The 23,495-nt window shown below is 69.3% G+C and carries 21 protein-coding genes; 17 read left to right on the forward strand and 4 right to left on the reverse strand.

The window, feature by feature from the left end:
• Positions 1-47: 47 nt before the first annotated feature.
• From RBS12_RS14995 to sdhC, 4 genes are all read right to left on the reverse strand, one after another.
• Positions 48-830 carry a succinate dehydrogenase iron-sulfur subunit gene (locus tag RBS12_RS14995; RefSeq protein WP_307966934.1) on the reverse strand — a complete coding sequence of 261 codons (783 nt, stop codon included), beginning with the start codon at positions 828-830 and terminating at the stop codon, positions 48-50.
• Positions 830-2,617 carry a succinate dehydrogenase flavoprotein subunit gene (gene sdhA, locus RBS12_RS15000; protein ID WP_307966935.1) on the reverse strand — a complete coding sequence of 596 codons (1,788 nt, stop codon included), beginning with the start codon at positions 2,615-2,617 and terminating at the stop codon, positions 830-832. Before sdhA ends, RBS12_RS14995 begins: the two co-directional genes overlap by 1 nt.
• Before the next feature lie 73 nt (positions 2,618-2,690).
• Complete coding sequence (locus RBS12_RS15005) at positions 2,691-3,176, reverse strand: succinate dehydrogenase hydrophobic membrane anchor subunit (protein ID WP_307966936.1); 486 nt, start codon at positions 3,174-3,176, stop codon at positions 2,691-2,693.
• A 5-nt stretch (positions 3,177-3,181) separates the two neighbouring features.
• Positions 3,182-3,559, reverse strand: a complete 378-nt coding sequence (gene sdhC, locus RBS12_RS15010; protein ID WP_307966937.1) for a succinate dehydrogenase, cytochrome b556 subunit — start codon at positions 3,557-3,559, stop codon at positions 3,182-3,184.
• Between the two features lie 252 nt (positions 3,560-3,811).
• Between sdhC and RBS12_RS15015 the strand changes: the two genes are divergently transcribed.
• The 17 genes from RBS12_RS15015 (at position 3,812) to RBS12_RS15095 (ending at position 23,487) form a co-directional block, all read left to right on the forward strand.
• On the forward strand, positions 3,812-4,966 hold the full coding sequence (locus tag RBS12_RS15015) for a sugar phosphate nucleotidyltransferase (protein ID WP_307966938.1): 1,155 nt from the start codon (positions 3,812-3,814) through the stop codon (positions 4,964-4,966).
• A 79-nt stretch (positions 4,967-5,045) separates the two neighbouring features.
• Positions 5,046-6,245, forward strand: coding sequence for an amidohydrolase (locus RBS12_RS15020; protein WP_307966940.1), 1,200 nt, complete (start codon positions 5,046-5,048; stop codon positions 6,243-6,245).
• 185 nt (positions 6,246-6,430) lie between these two features.
• Positions 6,431-7,546: a BMP family ABC transporter substrate-binding protein gene (locus RBS12_RS15025; RefSeq protein ID WP_307966941.1), complete on the forward strand. Its 1,116-nt coding sequence runs from the start codon at positions 6,431-6,433 to the stop codon at positions 7,544-7,546.
• Positions 7,547-7,703: 157 nt separating this feature from the next.
• The gene (locus RBS12_RS15030; RefSeq protein WP_307966943.1) at positions 7,704-9,344 is read left to right on the forward strand and encodes an ABC transporter ATP-binding protein; all 1,641 of its coding nucleotides are present in this window, start codon (positions 7,704-7,706) and stop codon (positions 9,342-9,344) included.
• Entirely contained in the window at positions 9,337-10,614 is a 1,278-nt protein-coding gene (locus RBS12_RS15035) for an ABC transporter permease (protein WP_307966944.1), read from the forward strand. Before RBS12_RS15030 ends, RBS12_RS15035 begins: the two co-directional genes overlap by 8 nt.
• Before the next feature lie 19 nt (positions 10,615-10,633).
• Positions 10,634-12,106, forward strand: coding sequence for an ABC transporter permease (locus RBS12_RS15040; protein WP_307966945.1), 1,473 nt, complete (start codon positions 10,634-10,636; stop codon positions 12,104-12,106).
• Positions 12,093-12,515 (forward strand): cytidine deaminase, encoded by a 423-nt coding sequence (locus RBS12_RS15045; protein WP_307966946.1) that lies wholly within the window; start codon positions 12,093-12,095, stop codon positions 12,513-12,515. The genes RBS12_RS15040 and RBS12_RS15045 overlap by 14 nt, the downstream gene beginning before the upstream one ends.
• A gap of 29 nt (positions 12,516-12,544) precedes the next feature.
• Positions 12,545-13,849 (forward strand): thymidine phosphorylase, encoded by a 1,305-nt coding sequence (locus RBS12_RS15050; RefSeq protein ID WP_307966947.1) that lies wholly within the window; start codon positions 12,545-12,547, stop codon positions 13,847-13,849.
• 169 nt (positions 13,850-14,018) lie between these two features.
• Entirely contained in the window at positions 14,019-14,792 is a 774-nt protein-coding gene (locus tag RBS12_RS15055; RefSeq protein WP_373886531.1) for a DedA family protein, read from the forward strand.
• Positions 14,785-15,927: an adenosine deaminase gene (locus RBS12_RS15060; RefSeq protein WP_307966948.1), complete on the forward strand. Its 1,143-nt coding sequence runs from the start codon at positions 14,785-14,787 to the stop codon at positions 15,925-15,927. The genes RBS12_RS15055 and RBS12_RS15060 overlap by 8 nt, the downstream gene beginning before the upstream one ends.
• Before the next feature lie 26 nt (positions 15,928-15,953).
• On the forward strand, positions 15,954-16,700 hold the full coding sequence (locus tag RBS12_RS15065; RefSeq protein ID WP_307966949.1) for a MazG nucleotide pyrophosphohydrolase domain-containing protein: 747 nt from the start codon (positions 15,954-15,956) through the stop codon (positions 16,698-16,700).
• Positions 16,701-16,815: 115 nt separating this feature from the next.
• Positions 16,816-18,096, forward strand: coding sequence for a phosphopyruvate hydratase (eno, locus tag RBS12_RS15070; RefSeq protein WP_307966950.1), 1,281 nt, complete (start codon positions 16,816-16,818; stop codon positions 18,094-18,096).
• 221 nt (positions 18,097-18,317) lie between these two features.
• A complete protein-coding gene (locus tag RBS12_RS15075; protein ID WP_307966951.1) occupies positions 18,318-18,938 on the forward strand; it encodes a septum formation initiator family protein in 621 nt (206 codons plus the stop codon).
• Between the two features lie 30 nt (positions 18,939-18,968).
• Positions 18,969-19,682 (forward strand): DUF501 domain-containing protein, encoded by a 714-nt coding sequence (locus tag RBS12_RS15080; protein WP_373886532.1) that lies wholly within the window; start codon positions 18,969-18,971, stop codon positions 19,680-19,682.
• Entirely contained in the window at positions 19,679-20,650 is a 972-nt protein-coding gene (locus RBS12_RS15085; RefSeq protein WP_307966952.1) for a Ppx/GppA phosphatase family protein, read from the forward strand. The genes RBS12_RS15080 and RBS12_RS15085 overlap by 4 nt, the downstream gene beginning before the upstream one ends.
• 3 nt (positions 20,651-20,653) lie before the next feature.
• Complete coding sequence (locus RBS12_RS15090; RefSeq protein WP_307966953.1) at positions 20,654-22,036, forward strand: S8 family serine peptidase; 1,383 nt, start codon at positions 20,654-20,656, stop codon at positions 22,034-22,036.
• Positions 22,037-22,068: 32 nt separating this feature from the next.
• Positions 22,069-23,487 (forward strand): NAD(P)/FAD-dependent oxidoreductase, encoded by a 1,419-nt coding sequence (locus tag RBS12_RS15095; protein ID WP_307966954.1) that lies wholly within the window; start codon positions 22,069-22,071, stop codon positions 23,485-23,487.
• The last annotated feature ends 8 nt before the right edge of the window (positions 23,488-23,495 follow it).

Genomic DNA, 23,495 nt, shown 5'->3' on the forward strand with positions numbered 1-23,495 from the left:
AAGGGGCCCCGCTGCGTTTCGCAGCGGAGCCCCTTCGGAGCGTCAGGCTAGAACTGGCGGGCGAGGATCGCCTGCTTGACCTCGGCGATCGCCTGCGTCACCTGGATGCCGCGGGGGCACGCCTCCGAGCAGTTGAAGGTCGTGCGGCACCGCCACACGCCCTCCTTGTCGTTGAGGATCTCAAGGCGGAGGTCCCCGGCGTCGTCGCGCGAATCGAAGATGAAGCGGTGCGCGTTGACGATCGCCGCCGGGCCGAAGTACTGGCCGTCAGTCCAGAAGACCGGGCAGGACGACGTGCACGCGGCGCACAGGATGCACTTCGTGGTGTCGTCGAAACGCTCGCGGTCCTCCGCGGACTGGAGGCGCTCCTTGGTCGGCTCGTGCCCCTTGGTAATGAGGAACGGCATGATCTCGCGGTAGGACTGGAAGAACGGCTCCATGTCCACGATGAGGTCCTTCTCCACCGGCAGGCCCTTGATGGGCTCAACCGTGATGGGCTTGGACGTGTCGAGGTCCTTGAGGAGCGTCTTGCACGCGAGGCGGTTGCGGCCGTTGATGCGCATGGCATCGGACCCGCACACGCCGTGGGCGCACGAGCGGCGGAACGAGAGGGAGCCGTCGATGTCCCACTTGGCCTTGTGGAGGGCGTCGAGGACGCGGTCCGTGCCGTACATCGTGAGCTTGAACTCGTCCCAGTGCGACTCGTCCGAGACCTCGGGGTTGTAGCGGCGAACCTTGAGGGTGATATCGAACGTGGGGATCTCGCCCCCGCCGCCCATGCTCGCGGGAAGCTCGACCTTCGATGCGGGCTCTGCGGTTGACGCGCTCATCAGTACTTACGCTCCATCGGCTCGTAACGGGTGAAGACGACCGGCTTCGTGCCGAAGCGGATGCCCTTGATGCCCTCGGTCTCCGCGTTCGCATCGCGGTAGAGCATCGAGTGCTTCATGAAGTTGACGTCGTCACGGTCCGGGAAGTCCTCACGGTAATGGCCTCCGCGTGATTCCTTGCGGTGGAGGGCCGCGACGGTCATAACCTCGGCGAGATCCAGGAGGAAGCCGAGCTCGACGGCCTCCAGGAGATCGAGGTTGAAGCGCTTGCCCTTGTCCTGGATGCTGATGTTCGTGTACCGCTCGCGCAGCTTCTCGATGTCGGCGAGGGCCGTGGCGATCGAGTCAGCCGTGCGGAACACCTGCATGTTCGCGTCCATCGTCTCCTGAAGGTCCGCGCGGATCGAGGCGATCCGCTCGGTGCCCGAGGAATTGCGCACGGCGTCGAGGAGCGCGACCGTCTCCGCGGCCGGGTTCTCCGGGATCTCGACGAACTCCGCGGTCTTGGCGTACTCCGCCGCGGCGATGCCGGAGCGCTTGCCGAAGACGTTGATGTCGAGGAGAGAGTTCGTGCCGAGGCGGTTCGAGCCGTGCACGGAGACGCACGCGACCTCGCCGGCGGCGAAGAGCCCGGGAACGACCGTGTCGTTGTCCTGAAGGACCTCGCCCTTGATGTTCGTCGGCACGCCGCCCATCGCGTAGTGGGCAGTCGGATACACCGGGACCGGCTCGGTGTACGGCTCGACGCCGAGGTAGGTGCGGGCGAACTCCGTGATGTCCGGGAGCTTCGCGTCGATGTGCGCGGGCTCGAGGTGGGTCAGATCGAGCAGCACGTAGTCCTTGTTGGGGCCCGCGCCGCGGCCCTCGCGGACTTCGTTGGCCATCGAACGGGCCACGATGTCGCGCGGTGCGAGGTCCTTGATCGTCGGCGCGTAGCGCTCCATGAAGCGCTCGCCCTCCGAGTTGCGCAGGATCGCGCCCTCACCGCGAGCGGCCTCCGAAAGGAGGATGCCGAGGCCCGCCAGACCGGTCGGGTGGAACTGGAAGAATTCCATGTCCTCGAGCGGGAGGCCGCGGCGGAAGGCGATGCCCATGCCGTCGCCCGTGAGGGTGTGGGCGTTCGACGTCGTCTTGAAGACCTTGCCGGCGCCGCCCGTGGCGAACACCACGGCCTTGGCCTGGAAGACGTGCAGTTCGCCGGAGGCAAGGTCGTAGCTCACGACGCCGGCCACGCGCTTCTGCTGGTACGGCGTCCCGTCCTCGCGGACTGCGTCCTCTTCGACGATGAGGAGGTCGAGGACGTAGTACTCGTTGTAGAACTCGACGTTGTGCTTGACGCAGTTCTGGTAGAGCGTCTGGAGGATCATGTGCCCCGTGCGGTCCGCGGCGTAGCACGCGCGGCGCACGGGCGCCTTGCCATGGTCACGCGTGTGGCCGCCGAAGCGACGCTGGTCGATGCGGCCCTCGGGCGTGCGGTTGAACGGGAGGCCCATCTTCTCGAGGTCGAGGACCGCGTCGATGGCTTCCTTGGCCATGACCTCGGCCGCGTCCTGGTCGACGAGGTAGTCGCCGCCCTTGATCGTGTCGAAGGTGTGCCACTCCCAGTTGTCTTCCTCGACGTTCGCCAGAGCGGCACACATGCCGCCCTGGGCCGCGCCCGTGTGGGAACGCGTGGGGTAGAGCTTGGTCAGCACGGCAGTGCGAGCGCGCTGGCCGGACTCGATGGCCGCGCGCATGCCGGCGCCGCCGGCGCCGACGATCACCACGTCATACTTGTGGACCTGCATACTGGATGCTTCTCTCTCTCGAGCAAGTCTGCGGTGCCGTTCGTGAACGGACGGGCACCGTCCGGACTGCCTGCTACGGCTTGGGGCAGAAGTCGGCGCCGGTCGGGACGCCATTGACGACGGGGCACGGATCGAACGTGAAGATCACGAGCGTGCCGAGGATGACGATCGCGGCAGCTGCCGCGTAGAGGACGACGAGGAGCCACAGCCGGACGCCTGCGCGCTCCGCGTAGTCGTTGACGATCGTCCGCACGCCGTTGGTGCCGTGGAGCATGGCGAGCCACAGCATCGCGAGGTCCCACCACTGCCAGAACGGGCTGGCCCACTTGCCGGCTACGAAGCCGAAGTCGATGGCGTGCACGCCGTCGCCGAGCATGAGGTTGACGAACAGGTGCCCGAAGATGAGCACGACGAGGACGATGCCCGAGAGGCGCATGAAGAGCCACGCCGCCATCTCGAACCCGCCCCGGGTGCCGCTGCCGTGTCGGATGTACTTCGGGGCAACCCGTCCGGTGGTGGATGCGCTGCGCGGGAAGCGGAGGTCAGAAGAGGTGCTCATCGCGGTCAGCCTCCGAACACGATCGAGAGATGGCGGATGGCGAAGCCCGCGAAGACGACGACCCACACGCCGAGGACCGTCCAGAGCATCTGCCGCTGGTACTTCGGCCCGTTCTTCCAGAAGTCGACGGCGATGATGCGCAGGCCGTTGAAGGCGTGGAAGAGAATCGCCGCGACGAGGGCGGTCTCGCCGAGCCCCATGAGGGGGTTCTTGTATTCGCCGATCACGGCGTTGTAGGCGTCAGGGGACACACGCACCAATGAGGTGTCCAGCACATGCACCAACAAGAAGAAGAAGATCACGACACCGGTGATACGGTGCCCGACCCAGGACCACATGCCTTCACGGCCGCGGTACAGGGTGCCAGCTGGTTTTGTCGGCACTGATAAACCTCCCTGCGGGCACCGATGCGGGCACTCACCGACACGGTGGCGCGGGCACCGATGCAGAAGGCGCCCGTCTCTGCTGGCGGACGCGTACTCTGTCGAGCTCCAGCCTAAATCTAGGCTTCGCCCACAGCTTATTCAATTTGCCTGCCGTTCCCCGGCAGGCGGAGTGGGGATTATCACACCCACCACGGAGGGGACCAATAAGTTCTCGCTCCGTAGTCGGCCCGCTCCATTACAGTAGGGGCGATGAGCACTGAATCCCTGCCTGTTCCCGAGGCGCTCCGCGACGAGGCCCTCGACCGTTTTGTCGCGGTCATTCCCGCCGGGGGCGTGGGCACGAGGCTTTGGCCGCTCTCGCGCGCCGCGGCACCCAAGTTCCTCCATGATCTGACCGGCTCGGGCAGCACGCTCATCCGCGCGACCTACGATCGCCTCTCGCCGCTCGCGCGGCATCGGTTCCTGGTCGTGACAGGGCAAGCGCACCGCGCAGCCGTGTGCCACCAGATCCCGGAACTCGACGCCGCCGATCTCGTGCTCGAGAGCGAGCCAAAGGACTCCGCGGCGGCGATCGGCCTCGCCGCGGCCATCCTCTACCGACGCAATCCGGCCACGATCATGGGCTCGTTTGCGGCGGACCAGGTCATCAGCCCGGACGACGTCTTCCAGGCGGCCGTCCTCGAGGCCATCCACACGGCTGCCTCCGGCGCCCGCGGCAAGATCGTCACGATCGGGATCCAGCCCACGCACCCCTCGACGGGCTTCGGCTACATCCGCGGCGGCCAGGAGCTCGACGTCGACGGCGCGCCGAGCGCGCGGGAGGTCGTCGAGTTCGTCGAGAAGCCGAGCCTCGAGGTGGCCGAGAAGTACCTCGCTTCGGGCGAATACCTGTGGAACGCGGGCATGTTCGTCGCGCCGGTCGCGCTCATGCTCGAACATCTCGCGGCGAACCAGCCCCAGCTCCACGCGGGCCTGACCGAGATCGCCGCGGCATGGGACACCCCGCAGCGTGACGACGTCACCGCCCGCGTGTGGCCGACCCTTCCCAAGATCGCGATCGATTACGCCGTCGCCGAGCCGGCCGCGGCGGCGGGGGACGTCGCCGTCGTGCCTGGAGCGTTCCGGTGGGACGACGTCGGTGACTTCGCCGCGATCGGCCGTCTCAACAGCGCGCGCGAGGGGGACGCTGTCACGGTCCTGGGCGAGGGCGCTCGCGTCTTCACGGAGGACGCGAGCGGCATTGTCGTCTCGGACACGAAGCGCGTCATCGCGCTCATCGGGATCGAGGACGTCGTCATCGTCGACACTCCCGACGCGCTCCTCGTGACGACGAAGGAACACGCCCAGAAGGTCAAGGGCGCGGTCGACGCACTCAAGGCGAGCGGCGACACCGACGTGCTCTAGCAGTGTCGCGGAGCGGGGTGTCCGTAACGCGACGGAACGGTGACCGTCTGGGCAAATCGCCTCGCGCTAGAGTGATCTGGTGCGCAATTACACGACCGAGGCGGACCCGACACCGCTTGTCGGGCCCCGACTCGACAGCCTTCTTCCGGAGCTCATCGCCTTCCGCCGGGACCTCCACGCGCACCCCGAGCTGAGCTTCCAGGAATTCCGTACGACGGACCGGATCGTCGAGCGGCTCGAGGCCGCCGGGCTCGCGCCCAAGCGGCTCGAGGGCACGGGCGTCGTGGTCGACATCGGCGAGGGCCCGATCGCGACGGCGCTGCGCGGCGACATCGACGCGCTGCCCATCATCGAGGAGTCGGGGCTCCCGTTCGCCTCCCTCAACCACGGCGTGACCCATGCATGCGGCCACGACGTCCACACCGCATGCGCCCTTGGTGCCGCGCTCGTGCTCGCCGAACAGCACCGCGTGGAGCCGCTCGGGGCGACCGTGCGCGTCGTGTTCCAGCCGGCCGAGGAGACGATGCCGGGCGGCGCCCTCTCGTGCATCGATCAGGGGGTTCTCTCGGGCGTGCCACGCATCATGGCGCTCCATTGCGATCCGCGGATCGAGGTCGGCAAGATCGGCACGCGTATCGGCTCGATCACGTCCGCCTCCGACACGATCCGGATCGAGCTGCAGGGCCGCGGCGGCCACACGTCGCGGCCACACCTCACGGAAGACCTCGTCTTCGCGCTCTCGCAGATCGCGATCAACGTCCCGGCCGTCCTCTCACGCCGCGTCGACGTCCGGAGCGGCGTCTCGATGGTGTGGGGTCACATCTCGGCGGGCGCGGCACCCAACGCAATTCCCGCCGTCGGCCATCTCTCGGGGACCATGCGCTGCCTCGACCGGGAGGCTTGGCACAGTGCCGGCGAGCTGCTCGACGAGGTCGTCGAGCAGGTGGCGGCACCGTACGGAGTCGACGTGCGGCTCGAGCACACGCGCGGCGTTCCGCCGGTCGTGAACTCCGAGCACGAGACGGCGCTCATCGAGGCCGCCGCCCGCGCCGAGCTCGGCGAGGACGCGGTTGTCCTCACGCCCCAGTCGATGGGGGGCGAAGACTTCGCGTGGTTCCTCGCGGAGGTCCCCGGGTCGATGTTCCGCCTTGGAACCCACGTGCCGGGGGAAGAGGAGTACGACCTGCATCGCGGCGATCTCGTGGTCGACGAAGGGGCGATCTCGTGCGGCGTGCGCGTCCTCGCGGCGGCGGCCCTCCGGAGCATCCGCGATCTCTGACGCACCTGTCGCCGGCGGGCGGGTACCCGCCGGTAACGAATAGCGAACAATGCCCTCACGCGCGGGTCGCACCCTATCTGAAAGTGATGTTTCCCTCTATGGTTCTCCTGTACCGTGCGGCCTGCGGTACCGCCCGCGCCCTTTGATCCGGCCTGGGCGTCGTTCGCGCTTCTGTGGAGGAACATGTGACCTCGCTTCGTGACCGGCTCGCTACTCGCAGCCTTGCCGGCGTTGCCGCGCTCGGTGCTTCGGCACTCATCCTGAGCGCCTGCGGCGCCCCACCGCCCTCTGGCGGATCCTCGGGCGGCACCTCGGCGACCACCTCGAACTACCTCGGCTGCATGGTCTCCGACTCGGGCGGCTTCGATGACAAGTCCTTCAACCAGTCCGGCTTCGAGGGCCTCCAGGCCGCTGTCAAGGACCTTGGGATCCAGGAGAAGCACGTCCAGTCCAAGGCGGACACCGACTACGACCCGAACCTCCGCTCGATGGTCTCGGCCGGCTGCAAGCTCACGGTGACGGTCGGCTTCCTGCTCGGCGACGCGACGAAGAGCATCGCGACGGCGAATCCCAACAGCCACTTCGCGATCATCGACTACAACGACCCGACCTTCCCGAAGAACGTCAAGCCGATCGTCTATGACACGGCTCAGGCGGCGTTCCTCGCCGGCTACCTCGCCGCGGGTGTCTCGAAGACCGGCAAGGTCGCGACGTTCGGCGGCATCAAGCTCCCGACCGTGACCATCTTCATGGACGGCTTCGCGGACGGCGTGAAGTACTACAACCAGAAGAAGGGCAAGAGCGTTCAGGTCCTCGGCTGGGACAAGGACAAGCAGGACGGCGTGTTCGTCGGCGACTTCAAGTCGATCGACAAGGGCAAGGTCCTCACGCAGGGCTTCCTCCAGCAGGGCGCTGACATCGTGCTTCCCGTTGCCGGCCCCGTCGGGCAGGGCGCCGGCTCGGCGATCCTCGACGCCAACAAGACGGGCGCGAGCGGCAAGCTCCTCTGGGTCGACTCGGACGGCTACCTCACCGCTCCCGACTACAAGTCGGTCATCCTGAGCTCGGTCCAGAAGACCATGACCAAGGCTGTCGAGGCGGTCCTCAAGGACGACAAGGACGGCAAGTTCGACTCGGCCCCGTACATCGGCACCCTCGAGAACGGCGGCGTCGCGCTCGCGCCGTTCCACGACCTTGACTCCGCGGTTCCGGCGGATCTCAAGGGCGAGCTCGACCAGCTCAAGAAGGACATCATCTCGGGCACCGTCCAGGTGACCTCTCAGTCGAGCCCGAAGAAGTAGCGTCCCAGACCCGATCCCTTCGCTGGACCGGTAGTCTGGCCCTCAGGGCACGCTGTGCAGCGCCGCCCGCCCGCCTCGGGCGGGCGGCGCCGCATTGTGGACACCCGGCCCGACCCGGCGAAGCTGATCGGATCCCTCGAATGAAACTCAGATTCCGATGAAACTCGAACTGCGCGGCATCACCAAGCGCTTCGGTGCGCTCGTTGCCAACGACCACATCGACCTCGTCGTCGAAGACTCCCAGGTGCATTGCCTCCTGGGGGAGAACGGCGCCGGGAAGTCGACCCTCATGAACGTCCTCTACGGCCTCTACGAGCCGAGCGAGGGCGAGATCCTCGTCGATGACAAGCCTGTTGCGTTCCGGGGTCCTTCGGACGCGATGGCGGCCGGCATCGGCATGGTCCACCAGCACTTCATGCTCGTCCCGGTCTTCACCGTCGCGGAGAACGTCGCGCTCGGCGCCGAGGCCACCAAGGCGGCGGGCTTCCTCGATCTCGATGCGACGCGCGCCAAGATCCGCGATATCTCGAAGCGCTACGGGTTCGACGTCGATCCTGACGCGCTCGTCGAGGATCTCCCCGTCGGCGTTCAGCAGCGCGTCGAGATCATCAAGGCGCTCGTCCGCGATGCGCGCATCCTCATCCTCGACGAGCCCACTGCGGTCCTCACGCCGCAGGAGACCGACGAGCTCCTGGAGATCATCGGCGAGCTCAAGGCCTCGGGGAAGTCGATCATCTTCATCTCCCACAAGCTCCGCGAGGTCAAGGCCGTCGCCGACGTCATCACGGTGATCCGGCGCGGCAAGGTCGTCGGCGACGCCCCGCCGTCGGCCGCTCCCGCCGACCTCGCGTCGATGATGGTGGGACGGCCCGTGAGCCTGACCCTCAACAAGGCGCCCGCGGAGCCGAAGGACACGACGTTTGCGGTGCGCGACCTCACGGTCGCCGCGCCCAACGGCCAGCGCGTCGTCGACGGCGTGACGTTCGATATCGCGCAGGGCGAGATCCTCGCCGTCGCCGGCGTTCAGGGCAACGGACAGACGGAGCTCACCGAGGCGATCCTCGGCCTCTATAAGCACGCGAGCGGGTCGGTGACCCTCGACGGCAACGAACTGCTCGGCCGGTCGGTCAAGGACGTGCTCGGCGCGGGCGTCGGCTTCGTGCCCGAGGACCGCTCGCACGATGGCCTCGTGGGCGCGTTCACCGTCGCGGAGAACCTCGTGCTCGACCTCTACGACCGCGCGCCGTTCGCGCGGGGGCTCGGGATGCGCCCGTCGCGCGTCGCGACCCAGGCGGCCGAGAAGATCGCCGAGTTCGACATCCGCACACCCTCGGCCGACGTCCCGGCGTCGACCCTCTCCGGCGGCAACCAGCAGAAGGTCGTCATGGCCCGAGAGCTTTCGCGTCCGCTTCGGCTCTTCATCGCCTCGCAGCCGACGCGAGGCGTCGACGTCGGGTCGATCGAGTTCCTCCACCGCCGCATCATCGCCGAGCGCGACAACGGGACGCCCGTCATGATCGTCTCGACCGAGCTCGACGAGATCATGGAACTCGCCGATCGCATCGCGGTCCTCTACCGCGGCCGGCTCATGGGCATCGTCCCGGGAGGCACACCGCGGGACATGCTCGGTCTCATGATGGCCGGGATGACCGCCGAGGAGGCGGCGGCGCACGAGGCGCCGGTGGCAGCTGGCACCGGGGCAGCCGGAGCGGACGACGACGGGGCTCACCGCGCGGCGAGCAGCTTCGGCATCGACGTGGTCACCGATGACAGCGATTCAGGAGACACCCATGGCTGAGGCCCAGCAGGTACCCGAAACGGCCCAAGCTCCGCTGCCGACCGGGCCGTCGCAGCCCACGCCGAGCGCCCCGGCGGGCGCGACGCTCTTGCGGCGCATCGTGACGGGCACTCCCATGGTCTCGCTCCTCTCGGTCGTGCTCGCGATCGTGATCGGCGGCATCCTCATGGCGGTCACCAACCCCAAGGTCGCAACGGCAGCCGGCTACTTCTTCGGCCGGCCCGGAGACACGATCGCCGAGATCTTCCGTCCGTACGCCGCGCTCGTCCAAGGCTCGATCTTCAACTGGGAGGGCGCCGACTTCACGGCCCAGATCTATCCGCTCGTGGAGACGTTCACAGTCTCGACGCCGCTGATCTTCGCGGGCCTCGGCGTCGCGCTGGCGTTCCGCGCGGGCCTGTTCAACATCGGTGCCCAGGGGCAGCTCATCTTCGGCGCGCTCCTCGGGGCGTATGTCGGCTTCACGTGGCACCTGCCGCCGGGACTCCACCTGCTCGTCGTGATCCTCGCCGGCATTGTCGGAGGCGGGCTCTGGGGCGGCCTCGTCGGTTTCCTCAAGGCCCGCACGGGCGCCCACGAGGTCATCGTGACGATCATGTTCAACTACGTCGCGAGCTTCCTCCTGCTCTTCCTCCTCACGACGCCCGCGTTCCAGCGCAAGGGCTCGACCAATCCCATCTCGCCGTTCCTCGACGAGGATGCGCTCTTCCCCGCGCTGCTCGGCCCCCAATTCCGCATCCACGCCGGCTTCATCCTCGCGATCCTCGTCACGTGGGGCGTGTGGTGGATCCTCAACCGCTCGACGATCGGCTTCGAGTTCCGGGCCGTCGGCGCCAACCCGAACGCCGCGCGCACGGCGGGCGTCAACGTGGGCCGCGCGACGGTTCTTGTCATGGCCCTCGCGGGAGCGCTCGCCGGGCTGTCCGGCATCGCTCAGGTGGCGGGCACCGAGAAGTACCTTTCCGGCGGCGTGGCCGCATCGATCGGCTTCGATGCGATTACTGTCGCGCTGCTCGGGCGCTCGACGCCGTGGGGCACGCTCTTTGCGGGCCTGCTCTTCGGTGCGTTCCGCGCGGGCGGCGTCTCGATGCAGGCCGTGACCCAGACTCCGATCGACATCGTCCTGGTCATCCAGTCGCTCATCGTCCTGTTCATCGCGGCGCCGCCGCTCGTCCGGGCCGTGTTCGGCCTCAATCCCAGACGGCCCAAGAAGGCCAAAGAGCCTCCAAGAGCGAAAGCACCCATGAGTACTAGCGGAGCGGCGTCATGAGCACGAGCGGAGCAGGATCATGAGCACGGCGACGACGGCGACGACGCGCCCGGACGAGGCGCCCGAGGAAGTCCTTGCGCCCCTCGTGAGCTGGAAAGCACCGATCGGCCTCGGGATTCTCGCGGTCGTCGGGACCGTCATGTTCGGCGTGTTCTCGGGCGGGAAGAGCGCGGCGTTCGGGCTTGTCGACACGGGGCGAGGGGCCTCCGCCGTTGCGGCGTGGCTCGCGCTCGCCGTCGCGATCCTGGCCGCCGCATGGCTCAGCTACGCGTGGTTCCGGGCCCGCCGGGCGGGCCACGGCCCCGCCGGGTGGATCCCGCCCGCTCTCGCTGCCGCCGTCGTCGTCTTCGTGCTCGCGGTCCTCGGCGTCGCGGGAGTCACCGTCATCACGCTCGGCGCCCGGCTCATCGGCTGGCTCTCCGCCGTCGTGATGCTCGCCCTCGCCGGCTGGTCGGCGTGGCTCGCGCCGCGCGGCCACAAGCTCCCGCGCTGGGGCGTCGCCGCGTTCGCGATCGCGTTCCTCGTCGGCTTTCTCGTGTGGATCGTCGCGGGCGGCCGCGACGCGACGCCGTACATCTCCCTCGCGGGGCTTCTGGCCGGCGCGGTGACGCTCGCGGTTCCCCTTGTCTTCGGCTCGCTCTCGGGCGTGCTGTGCGAGCGCTCGGGCATCGTGAACATCGCGATCGAGGGCCAGCTCCTCATGGGCGCGTTCAGCGCGGCCGTCGGCGCGACCGTGACGGGAAGCGTGTACGCGGGGCTAATCGCGGCCGCCGTCGCCGGCGCACTGGTGTCCCTCGTCCTCGCGGTCGTGAGCATCAAGTACCTCGTGAACCAGATCATCGTCGGCGTCGTGCTCAACGTCCTCGTCGTCGGGCTCACGAACTTCCTCTTCTCGACGCTGCTCACGGCGAATCCCGAGGGCCTCAACAAGCCGCCCCACCTCGGCAGCATCGAGATCCCCGTGCTCGCCGACGTTCCGCTCATCGGCCCGATCCTGTTCCGTCAGTCGCTCGTGGGCTACCTCATGTACATCGCCGTGATCGTCGTGTACGTGGGCCTGTTCCACACCAAGTGGGGCCTGCGGGTGCGCGCGGTCGGCGAGCATCCGCAGGCGGCGGACACGCTCGGCGTCAACGTCAACCGGACCCGGTTCTGGAACACGATCCTCGGCGGCGCCATCGCCGGGATCGGGGGCTCGTTCTTCACGCTCGTCGCGGTGGACGCGTTCAGCAAGGAGATGTCCGCCGGCCGTGGCTACATCGCGCTCGCGGCGCTCATCTTCGGGCGCTGGAATCCGATCGGGGCGTTCCTCGCGTCGCTTCTGTTCGGCTTCGCCGACAACCTCCAGAGCGTCATCACGATCATCGGCTCGCCCCTGCCGAGCCAGTTCATGGCCATGCTTCCGTACGTCGTGACCGTGTTCGCGGTCGCGGGCCTCGTCGGCCGATCGCGCCCGCCGGCCATGGAGGGCATCCCGTATGTCAAGGGCTGACGCGCCGGTGTCGGGGGAGACCGTCGACTGGGACGCGCTCGCGGCGCTCGCGCGCGAGGCGATGCTGCGGGCCTATGCGCCGTACTCGCGTTTCCCCGTCGGGGCGGCCGCGCTCCTCGAGGACGGGCGGACCGTGTCCGGGTGCAACGTCGAGAACGCCTCGTACGGCCTCACGCTGTGCGCCGAGTGCACGCTCGTGGGCCAGATCCAGCTCACGGGCGGCGGCCGCATCCGGGCGTTCGCGTGCGTCGACGGCAACGGCGATGCGCTCATGCCGTGCGGACGCTGCCGCCAGCTCCTCTATGAATTCCGCGCGCCCGGGATGCAGCTCATGACGACGCGCGGCGTGCGGACGATGGACGAGGTGCTTCCCGACGCCTTCGGCCCCGAGAATCTCGAAACCGACTGAACCCGCGACATCCATCGGAGGGAAACACCGTGGCTGAGGAATTCGATGCCGTCGACGTCATCCGCGCCAAGCGGGACCGGCGCGAGCTCGCCGACGCCCAGATCGATTGGGTCATCGACGCGTACACCCGCGGCGCCGTCGCGGACGAGCAGATGGCCGCGCTCGCCATGGCGATCCTGCTCAACGGCATGACGCACCGCGAGACCGCGCGCTGGACCTCCGCGATGATCGCGTCCGGGGAGCGGCTCGACTTCGCCGGCCTCCGAGGGCGCGACGGGCGCGCGCGGCCGACGGCGGACAAGCATTCGACGGGAGGCGTCGGGGACAAGATCACGCTTCCGCTCGCGCCGCTCGTCGCCGTCTTCGGCGTGGCGGTCCCGCAGCTCTCGGGCCGCGGGCTCGGCCACACGGGCGGCACGCTCGACAAGCTCGAGTCGATCCCCGGCTGGCGCGCGTCGATCACGAACGTGGAGATGATGGCCCAGCTGGCCGACGTGGGCGCCGTCATCTGCGCCGCAGGGAGCGGCCTCGCGCCCGCGGACAAGAAGCTCTACGCCCTGCGCGACGTCACGGGCACGGTCGAGGCCATTCCGCTCATCGCGTCCTCGATCATGAGCAAGAAGATCGCCGAGGGCACGGACTCGCTCGTGCTCGACGTCAAGGTCGGCTCGGGCGCATTCATGAAGGACGCCGCGCAGGCTCGAGAGCTCGCCGAGACGATGGTCGCGCTCGGCAAGGATGCCGGCGTCACGACCGTTGCGCTCTTGACGAACATGGCGACCCCGCTCGGCCTCACCGCCGGCAACGCGATCGAGGTCGAGGAGTCGGTCGAGGTGCTCGCGGGCGGCGGCCCCGAGGACGTCGTCGAGCTCACGGTGCGCCTCGCCGAGGAGATGCTCGGGTGCGCGGGAGTGCACGACGCCGATCCGCGCCAAGCGCTCCAAGACGGCCGCGCGATGGACGTCTGGAGGCGCATGATCGCGGCTCAGGGCGGGGACCCCGACGCCCCGCTTCCCGTCGCGAAGGAGTCCGAGATGGTCTACGCCCCCGCGGATGGCGTCCTCGTCGAGCTCGACGCCCTCAAGGTGGGCGTCGCAGCGTGGCGCCTCGGTGCCGGGCGCGCCCGCAAGGAGGACCCTGTCCAGGCCGCCGCGGGCGTGCGCCTGCATGCCAAGCCGGGCGCTGTCGTCCGGGCGGGTGAGCCGCTCATGACGCTCCTGACCGATACCCCCGAGCGCTTCGATCGCGCCAAGGAGGCGCTCGAGGGCGCCGCGATGATCGCCCCGGCGGGCTCCCGTCCGGCGCAGCAGCTCGTGATCGATCGGATCGCCTAGATCTCGGCGCACCACTGAGGCTAGAGAGCGCGGTGCCACGTAGTTCTCAGGGCTGATACCCAGATGTCGTTCTGCGTCTGCGGGCGGATGGCCCCGCGTCTAGCGGCGTGCGACACTGGATAAGGCCCACTCTTCCGGGGAGCCACCTCTTTCAAGGAGCACCGTCCGCATGCTGGAAGTCATCGACCACTGGATTCTGCATGCCGCCGGGCAGTGGTGGATCTACCCGATTCTTCTCGGGTTCTTCTTCGTCGATGGCTTCGCGATGCTCGTCCCGAGCGAGACGCTCATCGTTGCGCTCGCGGCCTACTGGCGCCACACCGGCCAGCCGAACCTCTGGATCCTCGGGCTCACGGCTCTCGCGGGCGCGATGGCGGGGGACAACATGGCGTACCTCTTGGGGCGCCGGATCGGCACGGACCGCTGGAAGTGGATGCGCCGGCCCAGGGTGCAGAAGGTCTTCGGCTGGGCGCGCCACGAGCTCGACAAGCGCGGCGCCGTCCTCATCTTCACGGCGCGCTACATCCCGTGGGGCCGCGTCGCCGTCAACTACGTCGCGGGTTCGACTCGGTTCCGCCACCGCACGTTCTTCTGGCTCGACGCGTTCGCGTGTGTCGCGTGGGTCGGGTACTCCCTCGGAGTGGGGCTGCTCGCGAGCTCCTTCCCGTGGCTGCACAAGAACCCGCTCCTGAGCGTCGTCGTCGCCGTCGCCTTCGCGCTCGTCCTCGGCGTGGTCCTCGACCACTCGATCACGGTGTTCCACCGCTGGCGCGACGCGAAGGATGCCGAGCGGGCGGCCGTGCGCGCTGCGGTGGCCCACCGGGCGCATCTCAGCCAGCACCCGGAAGAGGTCGAGGCAGACGACTACGCCCCGCATCCGCGCCACGAGGAGAGCTCGGCTGGTGTGCACCGTGGCCCTTCTCTAGAGTTGGACCGTGACTGAGCCGTTCGTCGATGACGCACCCGATCTGACCTTCGACCTCCGGGCCCTGCCCAAGGTCTCCCTCCATGACCACCTCGATGGCGGGCTGCGCCCCGCCACGATCATCGAGCTCGCGGCCGAAATCGGCCACGAGCTCCCCTCGACCGACCCAGTGGCGCTCGGAGAATGGTTCCGCGAGTCCGCGGACTCCGGTTCGCTTCCGCGCTACCTCGAGACGTTCGACCACACGATCGCGGTCATGCAGACCGAGCCCGCGCTGCGCCGGATCGCGCGCGAATTCGTCGAGGACCTCGCGGACGACGGCGTCGTCTACGGCGAGGTGCGATGGGCGCCCGAGCAGCACCTCACGAAGGGCCTCTCTCTCGATCAGGCCGTCGAGGCCGTGCAGGCGGGCCTCGAAGAGGGCATCGCGAAGGTCGAGGAGTCCGGCCGCGTCATCGCCGTCGGGCAGCTCATCACGGCGATGCGCCATGCCGACCGTGCCCAGGAGATCGCCGAGCTCGCCGTCCGCCACCGCGGTCGCGGGGCAGTGGGCTTCGACATCGCGGGCGCCGAGGACGGCTTCCCGGCGTCGCGCTTCGCGGACGCCTTCACGTATCTGGCCCGCAACAACTTCCCGGCGACCGTCCACGCGGGCGAGGCCGCGGGCCTTGAGAGCATCCAGTCCGCCCTCGTCGACGGCCGCGCCCTGCGCCTCGGACACGGCGTCCGGATCGCGGAGGACATCGAGGTCGAGGAGTCCGGAGAGGTGGACGAGGACGGCGTGCCGATCCTCGACGTGACGCTCGGCGAGCTCGCCGCGTGGGTCCGCGACCGCGGCATCGCCCTCGAGATCTGCCCGTCGTCGAACCTCCAGACCGGCGCGATCTCCCAGTGGGGCGAGGACATCCTCGACCATCCGATCGACATGCTCAACGAGCTCGGCTTCAACGTCACGGTCAACACGGACAACCGGCTCATGAGCGGCGTGACGCTCACGGACGAGTTCGAGCTGCTCGTCGAGGCCTTCGACTACGACCTCGACGACCTCCTCGACCTCACCCTCAACGCGGCCGAGGCGGCGTTCTTGCCCCTCGAGGACCGCGAGGACCTGGTCGAGTACATCAACGAGGCCTACGCGAACCTCGGCGAGTAGCGGCAGCGCCAGGGAAGCGAACCAAGGTGAGCGCCGCGGTCGACCGCCTCGTCGAGGTTGTCCGCCTTCTGCGGGAGCACTGCCTGTGGACGGCGGCGCTCACCCACGCCTCGCTCGTCGAGTACCTCGTCGAGGAGTCCTACGAGCTCGTCGAGGCCATCGAGGACGAGCAGCCCGAGGGCGAGCTGAAGGGCGAGCTCGCGGACGTGCTCCTCCAAGTCGTGCTTCACTCCGAGATCGCGCGTGAGCGGGGCGCGTTCGACTTCGACGCCGTCGCCGAAGCGCTCACCGCGAAGATGGTCCGGCGCAACCGGCACGTCTTCACGGCCGACGGCGGCCTGCAGCTGAGCTTCCCCGCGACCGTCGAGGAGATCATCGCCTCGTGGGACGCCGCGAAACGCGAGGAGAAGGAGGCACTCGCGGCGAGTGCGGCGCGGGACGACGTGCTGCCCTCGCACCTGGCCCCGGCCGGAGGGGAAGCATCGGACGCCGTCGAGGGCCTGCCGCGCCACCTCCCGGCGCTTGCGCTCGCGGACAAGGCACTTGGGCGCGCCGAGCGCCGTCGTGCGCTCGATGGCCCGACGTCGGCGTCACTGGGCCCGACCTCGGCGTCACTGGGCCCGACCTCGGCGTCACTGGGCCCGATCTCGGCGGAGTTCGCGACGGAGGACGACCTCGGGGAGCTGCTGCTCGCCGTCGTCCGCGTCGCGCGCTCGAAGGGCCTCGACGCCGAGCGGGCCCTCCGGTCGGCCGTGCGCCGCCTCCCCGCGTAGCGATAGTCACAGTGTCGCGCCGCCCCCTCGCGCCCACTAGGCTGTGCGTGACAACGAGGTCATCCACGAGCAACAATCCGTGATCGCTCCGTTCCATCCTGCAAGGAGTTCATCCATGGCCCTTATCGATGCCATCCACGCCCGCGAGATCCTTGACTCCCGCGGCAACCCCACGGTCGAGGTCGAGGTTCTTCTGAGCGACGGCTCGCTTGGCCGCGCCGCTGTCCCCTCGGGCGCGTCGACCGGCGAGTTCGAGGCCGTGGAGCGCCGCGACGGCGACAAGGGCCGTTACCTGGGCAAGGGCGTCCTGCAGGCCGTCGAGGCTGTCATCGACCAGATCGCGCCGGCCCTCCAGGGCTTTGACGCGACCGACCAGCGCGCGATCGACCAGGCGATGATCGACCTCGACGGCACCCCGAACAAGGGCAACCTCGGTGCCAACGCGATCCTCGGCGTCTCGCTCGCTGTCGCGAACGCGGCCGCGGACTCGTCCAACCTCCCGCTCTACAAGTACCTCGGCGGCCCGAACGCGCATGTCCTCCCGGTCCCGCTCATGAACATCCTCAACGGCGGTTCGCACGCGGACTCCGACGTCGACATCCAGGAATTCATGGTCGTCCCGCTCGGCGCCGACACCTTCTCCGAGGGCCTCCGCTGGGGCGTCGAGGTCTACCACGCGCTCAAGAAGGTCCTCAACGAGCGCGGCCTCGCGACCGGCCTCGGCGACGAGGGCGGCTTCGCGCCGAACCTCCCCTCGAACCGTGCTGCCCTCGAGCTCATCACCGAGGCCATCCAGAAGGCCGGCTACGAGCCCGGCAAGGACGTGGCTTTGGCCCTGGATGTAGCGTCCTCCGAGTTCTTCAAGGACGGCGCGTACCAGTTCGAGGGCCAGGCCCGCAGCGCCGCCGAGATGAGCGCCTACTACGCCGAGCTCGTCCGCGACTTCCCGCTGGTCTCGATCGAGGACCCGCTCGACGAGAACGACTGGGAGGGCTGGAAGATCCTCACCGACGAGATCGGCGACGCGGTCCAGCTCGTGGGCGACGACCTCTTCGTGACCAACCCCGCCCGCCTCCAGCAGGGCATCGACGCGAAGACCGCGAACTCGCTCCTCGTCAAGGTCAACCAGATCGGCTCGCTCACCGAGACGCTCGACGCCGTGTCCCTCGCCCAGCGCGCGGGCTACACGACCATCACCTCGCACCGCTCGGGCGAGACGGAGGACACGACGATCGCGGACATCGCGGTCGCGACCAACGCCGGCCAGATCAAGACCGGTGCCCCGGCCCGCTCGGAGCGCGTCGCGAAGTACAACCAGCTCCTGCGCATCGAGGAAGAGCTCGACGACGCTGCCCGCTACGCAGGGCGCAGCGCGTTCCCGCGCTTCAAGGCCTGACACCCGTCCAGGGGTCACGTCCCGCGGGTGCGCGTCCGTTCAGGGGTCACGTCCCGCGGGTTTCACCAGCGGGGCACGTGACCCTTGGAGCGCGATGCACCGACGGGATGTGACCCTTGAACGGCAGGTGCCTCGCGGGGATTCACCTCAGTGGCGGCTATGGTTGAACGAGACCATAGCCGCCACAGGCTTATGCCCTGCCCTCGGGCGAAAGGATTCCCATGGCCACGCGACGCCCCCAGGTACCCCGGGCCTCCCGGGGCACGGGCACGCCCGCGCGGCCGCATCCGGCACCCGAGGCGAGGCAGGCCGTTGCGGCGGTCCCGAAGCCGGCTCTCGAACCGAAGCACGCGGCCAAGCCGACCCTGAGCGGCGTGGCGAGATCCGCGCCGTCGCCCGCGACGACGGCGAAGGCCGGAGCGGCAGCGCGCGATCACGCCGACGCCGCGCCCGTCCCGGCGCGGGCCTTCTCGGGGCGGATCGTTGCACTCGTCCTCGTCCTCGTCGCGGTGACCGTCATGCTCGCGCCGACCGTGCGCGTCTTCCTGAGCCAGCGTTCGGAGATCCAGACCATCCAGGCCGATATCGCGGCGAAGCAGAGCGATCAGGCGAACCTCAAGTCGCTCATCTCCCGGTGGCAGGATCCGGCGTTCATCCAGCAGCAGGCGAGGGACCGCATTAACATGGTGATGCCGGGTGAGACCTCGTATTGGGTCTTCGGCGACTCCGCGTCGTCGTCCGCCTCGAGCGGTGCGACCGGCACCTCGCCGGGCAAGGCGTCGTCGAGCGTCCCGTGGACGCAGTCCCTGTGGGACTCGGTGCGCCGCGCTGCGACGGACTAGGCGACCCGGCGTCGCGTGAGAAAGGACATCGTGACCGACCCCAGCCACGGCCCGAACCCCGCCGCGGGCGAGCCGGCCAGCAGCGCGCCCACGCCCGCCGACCTCGAGGTCATCAGCCGCCAGCTCGGCCGGCCGGTGCGGGACGTCGTCGAGATCTCCGCGCGTTGTGTGTGCGGCAATCCGCTCGTCGCGGCGACGGCACCCCGGCTCTCGAACGGCACGCCGTTCCCGACGACGTTCTATCTCACGCACCCCGTCATCACGTCCGCGGTCTCGCGGCTCGAGGCGGGGGGCACGATGAACGAGATGAACGCGCGCCTCGCCGAGGATCCGGAGCTGGCCAAGGCATATCGGTCCGCGCACGAGGCGTATCTCTCGGAGCGCGCACGCATCGGCGAGCGAGCCGGGACGGGTCCGGTGCCCGAGATCGACGGCGTCTCGGCGGGCGGCATGCCGGAGCGGGTCAAATGCCTCCACGTCCTCGTCGGCCAGTCCCTCGCGATGGGTCCCGGCGTCAACCCGCTCGGCGACGAGGCCATCGAGCTCATCTCCGCATGGTGGACCCGTGGCCGCTGCATGTGCACGGGCGCGTGGGACACCGAGTCGCCGACGCCGAGCCGTGAGCTGAGCCGACACGGCCCGCAGGGGCTCCCTGCGATGACGGGCCGGCCCGCACCGGTCCGGAAGGGGGCTGGCGCGGCTGGCGGGGACGAGGGGGAGTACACCAAGGGGGAGGACGTATGAGGGTTGCTGGGATCGACTGCGGAACGAATTCGATCCGTCTGCTCGTGGCCGATGCGGCGGGCGTGGATGAGGCCGGGGCGGGCCACGCGCGCCTGACCGACGTGCACCGCGAGATGCGGATCGTCCGTCTGGGCCAAGGCGTGGACGCGACCGGGATGCTGGCCCCCGAGGCGCTTGAACGGACGTTCGCCGCGGTCGAAGACTATGCGGCGATCATCCGCGAGCTCGGTGCCGAACGGGTGCGCTTCGTCGCGACGAGCGCGACGCGCGATGCGAAGAACCGCAGCGAGTTCGTCGACGGGATCAGGGCCCGCCTCGGCGTCGAGCCAGAGGTCGTGGCGGGCGTCGAGGAGGCGGCGCTGAGCTTTGCCGGCGCCGCGAGCGTCCTTCCGCTCGAAGCGGGACGGCCCGTCGTCGTCGTCGACCTCGGGGGAGGGAGCACCGAGTTCGTTCTGGGCGACGCCGACGGGGTCATCGCCGCGCGCTCGATCGACATGGGAGCCGTGCGCCTCACCGAGCGGCACCTGCTCAGCGATCCGCCGACGGCGGCCGAAATCGCCGAGGCGCAGGACGACGTCGACCGCGGCTTCGAGGAAGCTCTCGCCGAGGTGCCGCTCGACCAGGCGACGGCGGTCATCGGCGTCGCCGGCTCGATTACGACGATCACGGCGCACGCCCTCGCCCTGCCCGCCTACGAGCCGGACCGGATCCACGGCGCCGAGCTGTCGCTCGCGAAGATCGAGGCGGCGTGCTGGTCGCTCATCGGACTGAGCCGCAGCGAGCGGGCCGCGCTCCCGTACATGCATCCCGGCCGGGCCGACGTCATCGGGGCGGGCGCGCTCGTGTGGCGACGCATCCTCGAACGGATGGCAGAGATCACGGGCGGCCGGGTTGCCATGGCGACCACGAGCGAGCACGACATCCTCGACGGCATCGCGCTGAGTACGCTCGGCCACGCCGCGGGCTGAGGCATGCCGGTCAGGGAACGCGTGCTCCGTCGCGCCACAAAGCTCCTTGTTGTCGTCGTCGCGGCCTTCGGGTGCCTGGGCCTCGTCGGCCTGACGCTCCTGGTGCCCAGTGCGCCGGCGCACGCCGACAGCATCCGCGACGGCGAGTACTGGCTCTCGGAGTACGGGATCCAGAAGGCCTGGGACGTCTCGAAGGGGGCCGGCGTCACGGTCGCCGTCATCGACAGCGGCGTGAACGGGAGCATCGCGGACCTCAAGGGCACAATAGCGGGCGGATCGGACGTCTCGGGCGCGGGGCAGGCGGACGGCCAGAGACCGCTCGGCTCCGAGCCCGTCCACGGGACGCTCGTCGCGACGGTCCTGGCCGGGCGGGGGCACAATCCCGACGGGTCCCCGGTCGCGAGCGGGTCAGCCGGCTCGGACGGGATCGTGGGCGTCGCGCCGCAGGCTCAGCTCCTGACGGTCTCGACGTGGCTCGGCTCGCCGAATCCGGCCGGCCGCCCGGACTCGGACCAGATTCCCGCCGCGGTGCGCTGGGCCGTGGACCACGGCGCAAAGGTCATCAACATGTCCCTCGGGAGCTCGTCCCCGGACTGGCCCACGAGCTGGGACGACGCGTTCCTGTACGCCGAACAGAAGGACGTCGTCATCGTCGCGGCCGCGGGCAATCGCGCCGCTGGGAACGTCCAGGTCGGGGCGCCCGCCACCATTCCGGGCGTGCTCACTGTGGCGGGGCTTGACAGGCACGAGCACGCGAGCGTCGACGCGTCCTCGCAGGGAGTGAGCATCGGGGTCTCGGCCCCCGCGGAGCAGCTCCTCGGCGGTCTCCCGGATGGAAGCTACGCCCAGTGGGAGGGATCGTCGGGGGCCACGCCGATCGTGGCCGGCGTCGCGGCCCTCATCCGCGCGAAGTGGCCGCAGATGAGCGCGAAGCAGGTCATCAACCGGATCATCTCGACGGCCAAGGACGCCGGGGCGCACGGGCACGATCCGATCTACGGCTACGGGATCCTCGACGCCGGCGCCGCCCTCACGGCCAACGTGCCCGAGGCGACGGCGAACCCCTTGGGCTCGATCGCGGACTGGATCCGCGTGCACCGCCGCTCGGCCCCGGCAACCGCGGCCCCGAGCCCGACAGGCCCCGCCAAGGCCCCGGCCGAGGACGCTCCCCTTCCCGAAGCCACGGCCCCGGCGCCGGTGGCGTCGGCCGACGCGAACCCGTGGCCCGCCGTCGTCGTGCTCGGGTTCGGCGCGCTCATCCTCGCGATCCTCGGGGGAGGGACATGGCACGTCCTCAGGCTTCGAAGGGCGGCGGTACCGGAGGCCGACGACGGCGGCGAGACCAAGTCCGACGTCATGGAGGAATCGAGTCCCGAAGAGAGCTAGTGAAAGTTTTCACAAGTTGCTACAGTAGGAATATGCCTTCCTCCATTGAGCTTGTCGACCGCCCGCGCGTTCTCGTCGCCGGCGGCGGTTACGTTGGTCTCTACGTGGCTCTCGGGCTGCAGAAGAAGATCGCCCAGGCCGGCGGTATCGTCACCGTCGTCGACCCGATGCCGTACATGACCTACCAGCCGTTCCTCCCCGAGGTGGCCGGCGGCAACATCGAGGCCCGCCACGTCGTCGTTCCCCTGCGCCGGACCCTGCCCCAGGCCGAGGTCATCCAGGGTTCGATCGTCGCCGTCGACCACGCCAACCGCTCCGCCACGGTCCAGCTACCGGGCAACGAGGGCACCGTCGAAATCCCGTACGTCGACATCGTCGTGGCGGCGGGCGCGATCACGCGCACCTTCCCGATCCCTGGCCTCGCCGAGAAGGGCATCGGCAACAAGACGATCGAGGAGGCCATCGCCCTCCGCAACCAGGTGCTCGAGCGCATCGAGTTCGCCTCGACGGCCGCCGATCCGGCCGAGCGCGAGGCCGCCCTCACGTTCGTCGTCGTCGGCGGGGGCTTCGCGGGCATCGAGACGATCACGGAGCTCGAGGACCTCGCGCGCTCGACGGTTGCGAAGAACGACCGCGTCAAGCAGGAAGACGTCCGCTTCGTCCTCGTCGAGGCCATGGGCCGCATCATGCCCGAGGTCACGCCCGAGCAGGCTGAGTGGGTCGTCGAGCACCTCCAGAGCCGTGGGATCGAGGTTCTCCTCAACACGTCGCTCGCGAACGCGGAGGGCACGCTCAAGCTCATCAACATGCCGGACAAGTCCCCGGCCCAGGAGTTCGCCGCGGACACCCTCATCTGGTGCGCGGGCGTCCAGGCCAACCCGCTCGTCCGGTCGACCGATTTCCCGCTCGAGCCTCGCGGCCGCGTCCGCGTGCTCCCGGACCTCCGCGTCGCCGGCGACGAGGGCATCGTCGAGAACGCGTGGGCCGCCGGTGACGTCGCGGCTGTCCCGGACCTCACGGGCAAGGGCCTCCCGGACGGAACGTGCGTCCCGAACGCCCAGCACGCTCTGCGCCAGGCCAAGGTCCTCGCGAAGAACCTCTGGGCCTCCCGCTGGGACCGCCCCCTCGAGGACTACCGGCACAAGAACCTCGGCGCCGTCGCGGGCTTCGGCCCGTGGAAGGGTGTCGCGAACATCAACATCGTGGGCCACATCGGCCTTCGCGGCCCGCTCGCGTGGGTTGCTCACCGCGGCTACCACGGCCTCGCGATCCCGACCGTCGAGCGCAAGTTCCGCGTGGGCCTCGATTGGCTCTCGGCCCTGTTCGCCGGCCGCGACAACACGCCGCTCGAGAACCTCGACAACCCGCGTGCCGCGTTCATTGCCGCCGCGAGCCCGAAGCCGCAGACCCCGGCGCCGCCGGTCGAGCCGGCCAAGGTCCCGGCTCAGTAGTCCTACCG

Source organism: Sinomonas sp. ASV322 (genome assembly GCF_030908245.1).
Classification (GTDB): domain Bacteria; phylum Actinomycetota; class Actinomycetes; order Actinomycetales; family Micrococcaceae; genus Sinomonas.